13 protein-coding genes are annotated in these 14,185 nt (G+C 72.2%); 3 read left to right on the top strand and 10 right to left on the bottom strand.

Going from position 1 to position 14,185, the window contains the following annotated elements; genetic code table 11:
• Positions 1-1,065 (bottom strand): sulfite exporter TauE/SafE family protein (locus ABZ406_RS22185; RefSeq protein ID WP_357764622.1); only part of this gene is annotated, 1,065 nt, incomplete at its 3' end.
• Between the two features lie 206 nt (positions 1,066-1,271).
• On the bottom strand, positions 1,272-1,736 hold the full coding sequence (locus ABZ406_RS22180; protein WP_091407884.1) for an Rrf2 family transcriptional regulator: 465 nt from the start codon (positions 1,734-1,736) through the stop codon (positions 1,272-1,274).
• A 291-nt stretch (positions 1,737-2,027) separates the two neighbouring features.
• Between ABZ406_RS22180 and ABZ406_RS22175 the strand changes: the two genes are divergently transcribed.
• Positions 2,028-2,696, top strand: a complete 669-nt coding sequence (locus ABZ406_RS22175) for a YceI family protein (protein WP_357764618.1) — start codon at positions 2,028-2,030, stop codon at positions 2,694-2,696.
• Positions 2,697-2,776: 80 nt separating this feature from the next.
• On the opposite strand, the gene ABZ406_RS22170 is transcribed toward ABZ406_RS22175, so the two are convergent.
• The 4 genes from ABZ406_RS22170 to ABZ406_RS22155 all read right to left on the bottom strand — a co-directional run bounded on the left by ABZ406_RS22170 (position 2,777) and on the right by ABZ406_RS22155 (position 7,218).
• On the bottom strand, positions 2,777-3,661 hold the full coding sequence (locus tag ABZ406_RS22170) for an acyl-CoA thioesterase II (protein ID WP_357764615.1): 885 nt from the start codon (positions 3,659-3,661) through the stop codon (positions 2,777-2,779).
• Positions 3,658-5,106: a pyruvate kinase gene (gene pyk, locus ABZ406_RS22165; RefSeq protein WP_357764612.1), complete on the bottom strand. Its 1,449-nt coding sequence runs from the start codon at positions 5,104-5,106 to the stop codon at positions 3,658-3,660. The genes ABZ406_RS22170 and pyk overlap by 4 nt, the downstream gene beginning before the upstream one ends.
• A 234-nt stretch (positions 5,107-5,340) precedes the next feature.
• On the bottom strand, positions 5,341-6,723 hold the full coding sequence (locus ABZ406_RS22160; protein ID WP_357764609.1) for an FAD-binding oxidoreductase: 1,383 nt from the start codon (positions 6,721-6,723) through the stop codon (positions 5,341-5,343).
• Positions 6,724-6,855: 132 nt separating this feature from the next.
• The gene (locus ABZ406_RS22155) at positions 6,856-7,218 is read right to left on the bottom strand and encodes a YciI family protein (protein WP_357764607.1); all 363 of its coding nucleotides are present in this window, start codon (positions 7,216-7,218) and stop codon (positions 6,856-6,858) included.
• Positions 7,219-7,460: 242 nt separating this feature from the next.
• Here ABZ406_RS22155 and ABZ406_RS22150 point away from each other — a divergent pair, with 242 nt between their 5' ends.
• On the top strand, positions 7,461-8,333 hold the full coding sequence (locus ABZ406_RS22150; RefSeq protein WP_357764605.1) for an aldo/keto reductase: 873 nt from the start codon (positions 7,461-7,463) through the stop codon (positions 8,331-8,333).
• 26 nt (positions 8,334-8,359) lie between these two features.
• Here ABZ406_RS22150 and ABZ406_RS22145 read toward each other — a convergent pair whose 3' ends face one another.
• From ABZ406_RS22145 to ABZ406_RS22135, 3 genes are all read right to left on the bottom strand, one after another.
• A complete protein-coding gene (locus tag ABZ406_RS22145; protein WP_357764602.1) occupies positions 8,360-8,776 on the bottom strand; it encodes a hypothetical protein in 417 nt (138 codons plus the stop codon).
• Between the two features lie 15 nt (positions 8,777-8,791).
• Complete coding sequence (locus ABZ406_RS22140) at positions 8,792-10,996, bottom strand: M48 family metalloprotease (protein WP_357764599.1); 2,205 nt, start codon at positions 10,994-10,996, stop codon at positions 8,792-8,794.
• Positions 10,997-11,171: 175 nt separating this feature from the next.
• Positions 11,172-11,957: an alpha/beta fold hydrolase gene (locus tag ABZ406_RS22135; protein ID WP_357764596.1), complete on the bottom strand. Its 786-nt coding sequence runs from the start codon at positions 11,955-11,957 to the stop codon at positions 11,172-11,174.
• A gap of 203 nt (positions 11,958-12,160) precedes the next feature.
• Here ABZ406_RS22135 and ABZ406_RS22130 point away from each other — a divergent pair, with 203 nt between their 5' ends.
• On the top strand, positions 12,161-13,519 hold the full coding sequence (locus ABZ406_RS22130; RefSeq protein WP_357764593.1) for a pentapeptide repeat-containing protein: 1,359 nt from the start codon (positions 12,161-12,163) through the stop codon (positions 13,517-13,519).
• Positions 13,520-13,558: 39 nt separating this feature from the next.
• On the opposite strand, the gene ABZ406_RS22125 is transcribed toward ABZ406_RS22130, so the two are convergent.
• On the bottom strand, positions 13,559-14,140 hold the full coding sequence (locus ABZ406_RS22125) for a helix-turn-helix domain-containing protein (RefSeq protein ID WP_357764591.1): 582 nt from the start codon (positions 14,138-14,140) through the stop codon (positions 13,559-13,561).
• Positions 14,141-14,185 lie beyond the last annotated feature (45 nt).

The raw sequence follows: 14,185 nt of genomic DNA, 5'->3' as shown, positions 1-14,185 counted from the left end.
AGCGGAGCCAGCGGAGCCAGCGGAGCCAGCGGAGCCAGCGGAGCCAGCGGAGCCAGCGGAGCCAGCGGAGCCAGCGGAGCCAGCGGAGCCAGCGGAGCCAGCGGAGGCAGCGGCGGCGGCGGAGCCAGCGGAGCCAGCGGAGCCAGCGGAGCCAGCGGAGCCAGCGGCGGTGGCGGCGGCGGTCGTTGCTTCGGCGAGAGCGCGGGCGCGGCGGGTACGGCGCAGGGCTCGCACGGCAAACACCAGGGCGGCCAGCCAGCCGGCAGCGAGGAGGACGTACAGGGCGGGGCGGGCCGGGCCGTCCAGTTCGGCGGAGCGGATCAGGGTGCGGGCGTTGGTCAGCACGATCACGCCGCCGACTGCCGCGCCGAGCAGTTGGGCCGGCACGATCCGTACCAGCCAGGCGGCCAGTGGGGCGGCGATGAGCCCGCCGATGAGCAGCGCGGCGACGGTGGGGAGCAGGAACCCTTCAGTGCCCAACCCGATCAGGAAGCCGACGCTGGCCGCGCCGGCGACGACGAACTCGGCGGTGTCCACCGAGCCGATCACCTTGCGGGGTTCCATCCGGCCGGAGACCAGCAGCGCCGGGGTTGCCACCGGGCCCCACCCACCGCCGCCGGTCGCGTCGACGAAGCCGGCGACCAGGCCGAGGGGGCCGAGGAAACGACCGCGTAGCCGCCCGCCGACCCGGTCGGTGCGCAGCGGTCGGGCGAAGCGGACCAGGAGGTACGCGCCGAGGGTGAAGAGGATGCCGGCCATCCACGGTGCGGCGGCTTCGGTGGAGATCGAGCTGAGCAGTGTGGCGCCGGCGAAGGCGCCGATCGCGCCGGGCAGGGCGATGCGGGTCACCACCCGCCAGTCGACGTTGCCGAACCGCCAGTGCGCGACCCCGGCGGCGAGCGTGGTGCCGATCTCGGCCAGGTGCACCGAGGCCGAGGCGGCGGCCGGGGCGACCCCGGCGAGCAGCAGCAGGGTGGACGAGGTCAAGCCATACGCCATGCCGAGCGAACCGTCGATCAGTTGCGCGACGAGCCCGACCAGAGCGAGGACCAACAGCTTGCGCACGAGCGCCCCCTGACTTTTCGGTATCTCCTATCGACTTGGTCGACAATGCGGGATGGAGGAGCCAGGGTCAAGCCCTCGATCGGTGGATGGGACGCGGCCGGGCGGTGCGCCAGGTCAGCGCCGCTGGGCCGATGCCGAGGCGGCGTGCAGTCGCACGGGTAGACGGCAGCGATGAGGTGCCGGGCGGGACACGAGCGAACCGGTGATCAGATCCAGGCGCGCGGGTCGGCGGCCAGCTCGGTGACCCGCGCGGGCAGGGTGCCGGCGGCCACGTCGGCGACGCTCACCAGCTCCAGGATCTCCCGTTCGCTCGCCCGCAACGCGATCCAGACCTCCTGGAGGGCGTGCGCCGGGCCGTGGTAGCCGAGCTGCTCGGGGCGCTGCCCGCGGACGTGGGCGAGAGGGCCGTCGATGACCCGGATGACCTCGGCGAGGGAGATCTCCTCGGCGGGGCGGGCCAGCCAGTAGCCGCCTTCCGGGCCGCGCTGTGCGTGCACGATCCCGCCCCGGCGCAGCTGGAGAAGGATGCTCTCCAGGAACTTCGGGGGGATTTCCTGGGCGCGGGCGATCTGGTCGGCCGTGACCGGCCGGCCGCGCCCGGGGCCACTGGCCGTCGCGGCAAGCTCGGCGGCCGCGCGGAGGGCATAGTCGACCCGGGCGGAGAGGCGCATGTCGGCAAGGTTAGTCGCTGGTCAACCGGGCGGGTGGCCGACCCTCGGCCGATCGGCCACGCATCGATGGCAGGTGGCACGGCCGACGCCCGTCCCGGGCGGCGACGGGGGCCGGTGGATGGCAGCCGACCGGGACCGGTGAAGTAGCTCATGATCCAGGGAACGGTGGCGGCCGGAATGCCGTTCCGGAGCGTCCCTATGCTGAGGGTGAGTACGAATGTCTGGCCGTTTACCCGGCCGCCAGCAACATATTGATAAACACTCGGGCGTGCTCGGGGGGAAGGCAACACGATGACCGATATCGCCACCCGCACCTGGGACGGCATGACCATCCCGGTGGCCGGCACCTATCTTCTCGATCAGGCGCACAAGCGGATCGGTTTCCTGTCCCGGCACATGATGGTGAGCCCGGTGCGCGGCGAGTTCGCCGAGGCCACCGCCCAGATCTTCGTGGCGGAGGACCCGCTGCTCTCCTCGGTTACGGCCACCATCATGTCGGCCAGCATCACCACCGGGAGCGTCGACCGGGACACGCATCTGAAGAGTGCCGACTTCCTCGACGTGGAGCGGTTTCCCACCCTTGAATATCGAAGCACCGGCATCACCTGGCAGGGCAACGAGGACCCGATATTCCAGTGGGCGCGTCTGCGCAGCCATCGGTTGGGCGGAAGAGGCCGGAGTCACATTGTTCCGCCGCAGTCCGACGGTATTCCGGGACGATTCGTCCTCACCGGTGAGCTGACTGTGAAGGGAATCACCAGGGCCGTCGACCTGGAGGTGAATTTCGGTGGCGCCCGTCAGGATCCGTACGGGCAGAACATCTTCGGTTTCAGCGCGACGGCCGAGATGAACCGCGAGGACTACGGCCTGCTCTGGAATGTCGCCCTGGAGAGCGGCGGGGTGCTGGTCGGCAAGACGGTGCAGATCGAGATCGCCGGAGAGGCGATCCACCAGGCCTGAACGACCTCATCCCCGCCAGAGGCCTGGCGGGGATGAGCGACGGGAACAGCGACAACCACCCGGCGGGCAGGGCGACGGCGTCAGGCGCCGACGCGGCGCAGCAGACCCTCCTGGACGGCGCTGGCGATCTGCCTGCCGTCGGTGGTGAACATCCGGCCGGTGGCCAGCCCTCGCGCGCCGGACGCCGACGGGCTCAGGCAGTCGTAGAGGAACCACTCGTCGGCGCGGAACGGCCGGTGGAACCAGAGTGCGTGGTCCAGGCTCGCGCCGACCAACCCGCCCGGCCCCCACACCTCGCCGTGCACGGAGAGCACCGAGTCCAGCAGGGTGAGGTCCGAGGCGAAGGTCAGCGCGCAGGCGTGCAGCAGGGGGTCGTCGGGCAGTTTGCCGTCGATGCGCATCCAGACGCGCTGGTGCGGGTCGGCGGGCCGGTCGCCGGGACGGACCCAGCCGGGCTCGCCCACGTATCGCACGTCGATCGGTCGCGGGATCTGACCCCAGATGCCCAGCCGCTCCGGGTAGCGGGAGAGCCGGTCGGTCATCGTGGGCACGTCCTGCGGCGGGGGTACGTCGAGCGGGGCGGGAGCCTGGTGGTCCAGGCCCTCCTCGGCCCGCTGGAACGACGCCGACATGAAGAAGATCGGCTTGCCGTGCTGGAGGGCCACCGCGCGGCGGACCGAGAAGGACCGACCGTCGCGGATGTTCTCCACCTCGTAGGCGATCGGCTCGGCCGGGTCGCCCGGACGGACGAAGTAGCCGTGCAGCGAGTGCACGAACCGTTCCGGGTCGACGGTGCGGCCGGCGGCGACCAGGGCCTGACCGGCGACCTGACCGCCGTACACCCGTTGTGGGCCGTCCGGGGGGCTCATCCCCCGGAAGGTCATGTCCCCGGTCGGGTCGAGGTCGAGCACTTCGAGCAGCTGGTCCACCGCCGCCTGGCCGACCGCGACCCGACCGTCGCTCACTGCAGCGCCCGCGCCGACGCGGCGTCGACGAGCGAGCCGAGTTGGTGTACGCGCAGCGTGTTGGTCGAGCCGGGGGTGCCGGGCGGGCTACCCGCGACGATCACCACGTAGTCACCGGGGTTGGCCCGGTCGAGGCCGAGCAGCGCCTGGTCGACCTGGCGGAACATGTCGTCGGTGTGCTGCACGAACGGCATCAGGAAGGTCTCCACGCCCCAGGTGAGGGCGAGTTGGTCGCGCACCTCGGGGACCGGCGTGAAGGCCAGCAGCGGCAGGTCGCAGTGCAGGCGGGACAGCCGTCGGACGGTGTCGCCGGTCTGCGAGAAGGCGACGAGGGCCTTGGCGTTGATGGCCCGGGCGATCGACGAGGCGGCGACGGTGAGGGCGCCACCGTGGGTGCGCGGGTCGTGCTGCAGACGCGGCACCCCGATCGAACCGGCCTCGGTGGTCGTCACGATCTTGGCCATGGTGCTGACGGTGAGCACCGGGTACTTGCCGACGCTGGTCTCGCCGGACAGCATCACCGCGTCGGCGCCGTCGAGCACCGCGTTGGCGACGTCGGAGGCCTCCGCCCGGGTGGGACGGGAATTCTCGATCATGGAGTCGAGCATCTGGGTGGCAACGATGACCGGCTTGGCGTTCTCCCGGCACAGCTGCACGGCGCGCTTCTGCACCAGCGGAACCTCGTCCAGCGGCATCTCGACGCCGAGGTCACCACGGGCGACCATGACGCCGTCGAAGGCCAGCACGATGGCCTCCAGGTGCTCCACCGCCTCCGGCTTCTCGACCTTGGCGAGCACCGGCCGGAAGAGGCCCTCCTCGGCCATGATGTTGTGGACGAGCTTGATGTCCTCGGCCGAGCGGACGAAGGAGAGCGCGACCAGGTCGACGCCAAGGCCGAGCGAGAAGCGCAGGTCCTCGGCATCCTTGTCCGACATGGCGGGCACGCTGACCGCCACGTTGGGCAGCGACACGCCCTTGTTGTTGGAGACCGGGCCGCCCTCGGTGACCAGGCAGCGGATGTCGTTGCCGGTGACGTCGGTGACCTCGACGGCCACGCGACCGTCGTCGATCAGCAGGCGATCGCCGGGCTTCACCTCGTGCGGCAGCTTGGTGTAGGTGCAGGAGACCCGCTCCTTGGTGCCGACGATGTCGTCACCGGTGATCACGACCGAGTCGCCGGTGCGCCACTCGTGCGGCCCGTCGGCGAACTTACCAAGTCGGATCTTGGGGCCCTGCAGGTCGGCGAGGACGGCAACCGGCTTGCCCGCTGCCTCCGACGCCTCCCGGACCAGTCGGTAGACCGCCTCGTGGTCGGCGTGGCTGCCGTGGCTGAAGTTGAGCCTCGCCACGTTCATGCCGGCCTCGACCAGCCCCCGGATGCGCTCCGGGGACGAGGTGGCGGGACCCAGAGTGCAGACGATCTTTACGCGGCGTGTCACGCCCATCAGGCTAGTCTCTCCTTCAGGTCGGACTCGGGGCCGACCCCTTGCAGGCAGCGGAACAGTTGTCCAACGACGCGCGGTGCGCGTCGGGCCGGCGGGCGGAACCGCACCGGGAACGTCGTGGCGGCGGGCATCAGCGACCGCGCGCCCGGAATCGTACGCCTCCGTTGGCGTGTGCTGTCGGGGTGCTCCCGGCGGCGGCTCCCGGCGGTCGCCCCGCGGGCCGCTGGCGGCGCGTCATTCGGAGGGCCCGAAGGGCGGCAGGGTGGGCACGGCGTGGAGCAGGTCGCGGGGGTCGTAGCGGTGTTTGGCCCGACGCAGCCGCGCCCAGTTCGCGCCGTAGGCGAGGCGGACCCGGTCGGTCTCCTCCGGGGCGAGCAGGTTGGGGTAACCGCCGGGCAGGGCGTGCGGTGCGAGTGCCGTCGAGAGCCGGTCGGCCCACTCACGGTGCGGGCCGGGCTGGTCGTCGGGCGCCCACACCGTGATGATCTCGGTCATCAGGTGTTCGGTGCGCAGCCCGAACGCCGTGTCGGGGGGTCGGACCCGGGTGGCCGCGCCGTGGAAGTGGTGCACGGCAAGCGCGGAGAACGGTGAGGTGACCTGCCGGGCCGCGTCGACGAGGGTGTCCACCGTGCTGTCGGTGAGCGTGGGCAACCACCGGGTCCGCAGCAGGTAGTGGTTGCCGTCGACCATCCCGCCGTCAAACATCCGCAGCGCGTCCGCGTAGGGCATGGAGCTGATCTGGTCGACGATCGGGGTGCTCAGCGCCCGCAGTCGGTCCATCCACGGCGCCCCGGCGGTCAGGTCGGGGCCGCTGTAGAAGGGACAGACGAAGATCACCGGCTCGCCGGCCGGGCCGGGCAGGAAGCCGGCCATCACGGTCAGCTCGTCCGGGGCCTCGGCGACCAGCGCCCGGTAGCCGCGCAGCACCGCCGGCGCGTCGGAGAGCGCAAACATGATCATGCCGGCCAGCACGCCGGGCAGCCGGTGCGCGCGGAAGCGCAGCTCGGTGACGATGCCGAGGTTGCCACCGCCGCCGCGCAGCGCCCAGTACAACTCGGCGTCGTGCCGGGGGTCGGCGGTGACCCGGCGGCCGTCGGCGAGCACCACCTCCGCGCCGAGCAGGCTGTCCAGGGCCAGACCGAATCGACCGCAGAGCGGGCCGTACCCGCCGGCGAGGGTGAGCCCGGCCATCCCCACGGCGTCGACCACTCCGGTGGGGACCACCAGGTCGTGGGGGCGGGCGGCGGCGAGCAACTCGGCCGCCGTGGTGCCACCGCCGATGGTCACGGTGGCCCGGTCACTGTCGACCCGGACGGCGTTCAGCCCGGTCAGGTCGAGCACCAGCGCGCCGTCGCGGAGTGCCCGACCGGCCCAGTCGTGCCCACCGGAGCGGACCGAGACGGGCAGGTGACACCGGGCAGCCACGCGGACCGACTCGGCCACCTCGTCGGCGTCGAGACACTGGGCGACGAGCGCGGGCGTCCGTGCCACCGCGCCGTTCCAGAGCCGGGTGGTGGTGGCGTAACCGGGATCGCCGGGCTCGTGCAGTCGGTCGCCGAGCAGGGCACGCAGTCGGGCGGCGGCGGACGTGACATCGGGGGTGGCGGCGGAGAGCATGGCGACTCCTCGACCGGGGCCGACCCACGACACCGGGTACGCCCCGGCGGCGGCCCACGCTGGGCGCGACCGTAGCACCGGCAGGCGGGCGGGCGCCGTCACCATCACGACAGCCACCGATGGAGCGACGGCTCAGCTCTCCGTCTTGACCAGCGGAAACTCCAGTGAACCGGCCGGGCAGAGGAAAGTGAGCACTTCCACCCGGTAGAGCCCGGCCTGCACCGCGGGGTCGGCCTCCAGCACGCTGCGGACGTCGTCGACGCTGCCGGTGCGGGCCAGCCCGAAGCCGATCGGTGGATCGGGCTCGCGCGCCGGCCCGTCCACCGAGCCGGCGACCAGGACGATGCCGCGTCGCTGCAACGCCTGCATGTGTTCGGCGTGCTCGGCCTGCAACCGCTGCACGGTCTCGGGGGGCAGGGCCCGTCCGGCCGCGCCGGGATAGATCACGATGCACTCGTACGTGTCGAGCGCGAAGTTGACCTGCGGCACTCCCATGGGTGCTCCCTCCGCCGTCACGCCGGAACGCACCGGCTCCGGCCAGCGTCGCACGGGCACCCCGGTCGTACCGGGCGCTTCCCGGCAACTCGGCTCGACACGCCACGGCGTGTCCGCGCCCACAGTCGGCCGACCGGCGGCATGGCGGCGCTGTTCCGGGGGATGATCCATCGGTGGCGGGTGGGCTCTCTCACGCCCGCGCTGTCCACGCCCGCCACGACGAGACGATTGGGGATCGGGCAATGTCGACAAATATCAGTGAGCAGCCCGCGAAGGCGTCCGGCACGTACCGGATCGGCGGCGACGTCACCGTCAACCGGCTCGGCTACGGGGCCATGCAGCTCACCGGCCCAGGTGTGTGGGGTGACCCGAAGGACCCGGCCGAGGCGGTACGCGTACTGCGCCGGGCGGTCGAGCTGGGCGTGACGTTCATCGACACCGCCGACTCGTACGGGCCGTTCGTGTCGGAGATGTTGATCCGGGAGGCCCTGCACCCGTACGCCGATGATCTGGTCATCGCGACCAAGGGTGGGTTCACCCGGTCCGGTCCGGGCGACTGGCGGGTCGTGGGCCGCCCCGAGTATCTGCGCCAGCAGTGTGAGCTGAGCCTGCGTCACCTCGGGCTGGACAGCATCCCGCTGTACCAGCTGCACCGGATCGACCCGCAGGTGCCGCTCGCCGACCAGCTCGGTGAGCTGGCGTTGCTGCGGCAGGAGGGCAAGATCCGGCACATCGGGCTGTCCGAGGTGAGCGTCGCGCAGATCGAGGAGTCCCAGGCGATCACCGAGATCGTGTCGGTGCAGAACCTGTACAACCTCGCCAACCGCAGCGCGGAGGACGTGCTGGAGTACTGCGAGCGCAACGACCTGGCGTTCATCCCGTGGTTCCCGATCGCGACAGGTGAGCTGGCCCGCCCGGGCGGCCCGCTGGACGCCATCTCCACCGCGCACGGCGCGTCGCCGGCGCAGCTCGCGCTGGCCTGGCTGCTGCGCCGCTCACCGGTGATGCTGCCGATTCCCGGTACGTCCTCGGTGGCGCACCTGGAGGAGAACGTGGGCGCTGCCGACGTGCGGCTCACCGACGACGAGTTCGAGGCGCTCGCGAAGGCGAGCTGACCCGCCGGCTCCCGGACGCCGCCGGATCAGCCGGCGGCGTCCGGACCAGACTCCGGACCAGACTCCGGACGCGGCTCCCGGGCGACGCGCAGCGCCTCGGTCGCCTGGGCCAGCAGGGAGGCGGAGTCGGTCCGCCCGCTCACCTGCAACTCCACCTCGGCATCGCCGGCCTGGATCCGGATGCTGGCCTCGGTGCGCTGCTGGTCGACCCAGGACTGCAACAGGTTGAACAGCCCCGGGAGCAGCCCCTGGGCCAGCACCGCGATGATCACCGCGTCGCTGAAGCCCGGCCGGCCCCCGCCGCCGCCGGCCACCCGGACCACCGGCCGGTACTCGGGGCGGCGGTGGATCCAGGTCAGCAGGTCGACCGACGACGGTTGGCGCTGCCGCGGGTTGATGGTCAGCCGGACGGGCAGCCGGGCGGCGATGTCGCTGTCGGTCACTGTGTGTCTCCCCGGTCAGTTGGCGGCGGGACGGAACGCCACGGTGTCCCCGTCGGCGGTGGCGACGCCGGCAACCGTCAACCCGTCCTCGTCCTTGAACGGTGAGCTGGTGCCGAAGTAGGTGGTGGTGCCGCTGGCCTGCACCTTGCCCTGGGTCTCGTACGGGGTGGAGACCTGGGCGCTGGCCGGGCCGGTGAGTTCGACGGCGAGCTTCGGGTACTCCAGGATCTTCCAGGTGACCTTCTGCGTGGAGCTGCCGTAGTAGCGGAACGGGCAACCCGGCGGGGCGGCGACCGTCTGCTTGGCGCACTCGTCCAACCAGGCGCGTACCCGTGCCTCGACGGCCTCGATGGCCGACGGCTTGAGCACCGGGGCCAGTTGCAGGACGGCAGAGGTCTCCCCCGGGCCGACGAGCACCGTCGCGCTCGGCGTCTCGCTCAACGCACTGGACGGGCCGGTCGCTGTGTAACCGCCGGGCAGCAGCACCAGCGGCGGCCCGTCGGTGGCGACCGGCAGGTCGACCCCGTTGAGGCGTACCCCGGGGTCGGCGATCGACGAGTTGAGCGGGGTCGGGCCGCCGCTCAACCGCCAGCCGTGGAACAGGCCCGCGGTGGCCGCGTCCCTGCGGTGCAGGGTGAGGATGCTGGTCTGACGCGCGTCGCCCAGCCGGTACGCCACCGTCGCGGTGGCGGTGTCACCGTCGCGCTCCAACGTGCTGATCTCGACGTCGGTGGGTGGTTGGTAGCCGGTGCCGCGTACCAGTTTGGCGAGAAGGTCACGGTTGGCGTCGTCGCCCTGGTCGGTGAGGTAGCCGAGCGCGGCGGCGCTGTCCCGGTCAGCGAGCGCGGAGAAGAAGCCGTCGACCGCCGCCTGGGGGCGGAAGAACGCCCACTGCACCACGCCCAGCCCGGTGGTGCCGAGGCAGGCGACGAGCGTGAGGACGCCGACGAGCAGCAGGGTGCGGCGGCCCCCGACCGGCCCGGCGGGGTGGAACAGCCGGTCGACGGTGACGGGCTGACCCGCCCCGGCGGGCGCACCGGCCAGCGACGCCCGCTCCAACGCGTCGAGCCGCAGCTCGTGTGGCGGGTGGGTGGCGCAGACCGCCTCGTCCCAGCCGCTGCGACCGGTCTCGAAGGACAGTCGCCGTTCCAGGATGCGTCGCAGCCCGTCCACGTGCCCGGTGAGCACGGCACCGAGGTCGGCCCGGTACTCGGCGGCCCGGACGTCGCGGGCGTGCAGGGGCAGCACCACGTACCGCATGGTGAGCAGCACCGGCCAGAAGAACACGAACACCACGAAGTTGGTGGCCGGGTGCGGGAACGTGCGCATCAGCCAGGTCGGCAGGGCGTGCGCGAGGGTCAGCGGCAGGCCGACGCCGCGGACGAAGGCACTGGTGATCTCGTCCCCGGTGCGCCAGTGCACCAGCTCGTGGCTGAGCAGCGCGGCCACCTCGTCGTCCGGTTCGGTGAGCACGGCGGTGGTCACCACCACGTGCCTCGCGTACGCGCGGGCGTTGCTCAGGACCGGGTCGTCCTCCATCAGCAGTCGGGGCACGCTGGGCAGGCCGAGTCGGCGGGCGCACTCGTCGAGCACCGGGCCCAGCCGGGCGTACTCGCGGCGGCTGGGCTGGCGGGCACCCGAGACGACAAGCAGGCGTGGTTCGAGCAGCACCCGGTAGAGCGTGTAGAGGACCCCGATCACCGCCGCCGCGACGACGGTGCCGATCAGGCCGGTGAGCAGCGCGAAGGGCTCGTCGGCGACGCCCATCCAGGGCAGCGCCAGCACGGCGAGGAAGCCGACCAGGAAGCCGATGGCGAAGCCGGCCACGCCGCCGAGCACCCCGCCGGAGCGGGTCAGGAACGCCTCGATCAGCGAGCCGATCAGCGGGGCGTCGCGCAGCACCTGCGGCACCTGGTCGTCGGCGCCGGTCCCGGCGGCGAAGAGCCCGACGACGGCGAAGGTGAGACCGCCCCAGAAAGCCAGGAGCAGCGCGATCGGCAGGTAGAACCAGGTGGCGAAAAACGCGCCGAGCACGCCCCGCCAGTCGCGCAGGATCCCGGCGCGCAGCCAGACCAGCGCGCTGGGGTAGCCCGGTGGACGGTCGGCGAACCCATCGGTGGCCGGCGGGGTGTCGGCCGACGGCGGTTGGGCGGCCCGGACGTCGAGCTGCGGCACTGTCGGCGGGGTGTTCTCCGGCGGCACGGTGGGCGGCTCGGTCATGCGAACTGCTCCTTCTCGGAGGACGGCGTCCACTGTCGGGAATGGACAGCCGAAGCAGGTTATCGAGATCATCCGATGTCTGCCACACCGTTTCGCGGGAGCGTCGCGCACCCGACACTCACCGTCGCGGTGCCGGTGCGGCGGTCCCCGGACGGGACCGCCGCACCGCAGCGGGTCAGAGCGCCAGGCAGTTGGGTCGCACCGGGCCGTCGACCAGGGCGCCGCGCACGATGGTGTACGCCGTGCCGTCGAGCACCAGGCCGAGGTGTCCCACCACCCGCAGCGGGCAGTACGCCTGGATCAGCACGTTCGTCGCACCGTCGTTGACGACGGCGTTGCCGGTCGGTCGGACCAACTCGTCCTGGAGCGTGCGGATGGTGGTGTAGCGCACGGTTCCCGGGGTGTCGTCGCCGGCGTTCAGGTCGGCGAGGAACGCCGAGCCGATGGTCATCTGTTGGCAGGCGACGACGCCGGCGCAACTGCCCAGCCCGAGGAACGCCACGATGTTGGCGACGTACGTGCCGTACTGGGGTGTGCCCAGGCTGACGTAGCGGCCGACGGTGGCGGTGCCGCCGAGCCGCTTGAGGTAGTACCGGCTGACCAGGCCACCTTCGGAGTGGGCGACGAGGTCCACAGTCGCCGCGCCGGTGCTGGCGCGTACCTGGTCGACGTAGCTGGCGAACGCGCGGGCGGAGGCGGGGATGTCACCGAGGCCCAGTCCGGGTAGCTGGTAGATGAAGGTGCGGTAGCCGTCGGCGCGTAGGCGGGCGGCGAGCGGCTCGTACGCGACGGCGACGCCGCTGAGCCCGCCGACCACGATGACGGGGTTGGCCGCCGCGGCGGCGAACGGCGTCGTGGGGGCGGCGGTGGGCGAGGCGGGGGCGGCGGTCGCCGTGGCGGTGGACGCGAGCAGCGCGGCGGTGGCGAGGGCCAGGACGAGGGCGGTCTTTCGGAGCAGCATCGCTGCACCTCCGGGGGAGGCACCCGGCGAACCGGGCAGGTGGGTGGGGGTGTCCGGTCGACCGTGCGACGATCATGCCCGCAACAATTCAGAAACGTCAATGACTTGTTACGCATCGGTAACCCGTTGTTCCGGCGGGGGCGTAAACGGTCATACCACTGCACTCCATGTTGGACACCGGTGGTGACTGGCATGCTGTGGCCGTGGCTGTCGACGAACCCACCGAGCGCGAGCTGCGGGTGATGCCGTGGTGGCTGGTCCTGGTCGGCCTACTGGCCGCCGTCGCCCTGGGCTGGCTGGTACTGGACCTGCTGCTCACCGAGGCCGACCGGGCCAGCCAACCGGACACCCGCGCCACGCTGCGCATCGACGCGATCCGCACCGGCCTGACCGTCGTCGCCGGCACCGGCGGAGGGCTCGCGCTGCTGCTCGCCGCCCGCCGCCAGTGGATCGCCGAACGGGCGCAGCGACACCAGGAGAGCATCGCCGCCCGGGACCAGGTGCACCGGGACCGCGTGCAGACGCACGCCGAGGCGGTGGCCGAGGCCGGGCAGCGCCACCAGGACCGGCAGTCCGGGGCCGCCGAGCACGACGCCGCGGAGCGTCGACTGACCGAGCTGTACACCAGGGCTGTCGAACTGCTCGGCAACGACAGCGCGGCGGTACGCCTCGGTGGCCTACACGCGTTGGAGCGCCTCGGTCAGGACAACCCGGGGCAGCGCCCGACCATCTGGGCGGTGCTCTGCGCGTACCTGCGGATGCCGGCGACCGACGGCGAGCCGCGCGAGACGGAGGTCCGGCGCAGCGCGCAGCGCGTGCTCACCAGGCACCTGCGCGCGGACGACGCGGCCCACTGGCCGGAGTTGACGCTCGACCTGGCCGGCGCCGCGCTCGTCGACTTCGACGCCGCCGGCTGCACGCTCGTCGACACGAACTTCACCGCTGTCGTGTTCACCGGCTCGACCACCTTCGCGGGGGCGACGGTGCGGGGGCGGCTGCTTCTCGGGGCGGCGACATTCGACGACGTGGTCTTCGACGGGCTCGTGGCCGAGGGCGAGGTCGTCCTCGACGGCGTTCGCGTGGGCGGCGAGGCCACCTTCGACGGCGCCGCCTTCACCGGCGGCCTGACCTGCCGGCGAGCCGGCTTCACCGGCCTCACCTCGTTCCACCGGGTGACCTTCGGCCAACCGACCAGCTTCGACGCGACCCGCTTCGAGGACGCCGCCTCGTTCCGGGAGGCTGTCTTCGACGGCGCGGTGTCGATGGAGCACACCGAGTTCGGACGCTCGGCCAGCTTCCACGCCGTCCGCTTCACGAACATGGCGCTGTTCCGCTGGACGGTGTTCGGCGCGGAGGCGCTGTTCGACAATGCCTGCTTCGTCGACGCCGCGAACTTCGGCCGGGCCCGGTTCCACAGCATGGTCAGCTTCCGGGACACGCAGTTCAGCCGGCAGCCGCAGGTCGAGCAGGCCCGAGCGGTGGCCGATCCTGGTCACCGCTGGCCGGCGGGCGCGACTGTGGAACGCCTCGACGACGAGTGGTTGCTCCTGCTCGACCGCTGACCGGCCGGGTTCGCGCTCGGTGCGGCGGCGGACGGGTCGTCAGCGCGGCGCGGCCGGTGGGCGCAGGCCGTCCAGGGCCACGCCGAGGACCCGGTCACGCTGCTCGGGTGACGGGAACTGGGCCATGGTGAGGCCACTGATCAGCCGCACCACGTCGTCGAAGCCGATGTCGTCACGGACCACGCCAGCGGTCTGCGCGCGGCGCATCAGCGGCTCACCGGCGGAGAAGATCTCCGTCCGGCAGCTGGCGAAGATCTCGGAGTCGTGCAGCAACTGCTCGGCCAGCGCCCGCTTGGTGGCGACGTACGCGACGAAGCGGTGCAGCCAGGCGACGAGCGCGTCCCAGGGTGGCAGCTCGGCCAGACCTTCGGCGGAGTGGCACAGCGCCCGGACCTCCTCGACGTAGACGGCCTCGAACAGGTGCCGACGGGTCGGGAAGTTGCGGTAGAGCGTGCCGATGCCGACGCTGGCCCGGCGGGCCACGTCCTCCAGCGAGGCGGCGGCGCCGTTCTCGGCGAACGCCTCGCGCGCCGCCGTGATCAGGGCGTCGTAGTTCCGCCGCGCGTCGGCCCGCTTGGGTCGCTGGGCGAAGACCTCGGGCGCCTGCCCTGCGCTGGTCATGACGCGCGTCACCTCACCCTGGTTGCATCCGGAGGCAACCCTCCG

The sequence above is a fragment of the Micromonospora sp. NPDC005710 genome (assembly GCF_040630995.1).
Taxonomy (GTDB): domain Bacteria; phylum Actinomycetota; class Actinomycetes; order Mycobacteriales; family Micromonosporaceae; genus Micromonospora.
This window is presented reverse-complemented; position numbering and strand designations above follow the sequence as displayed.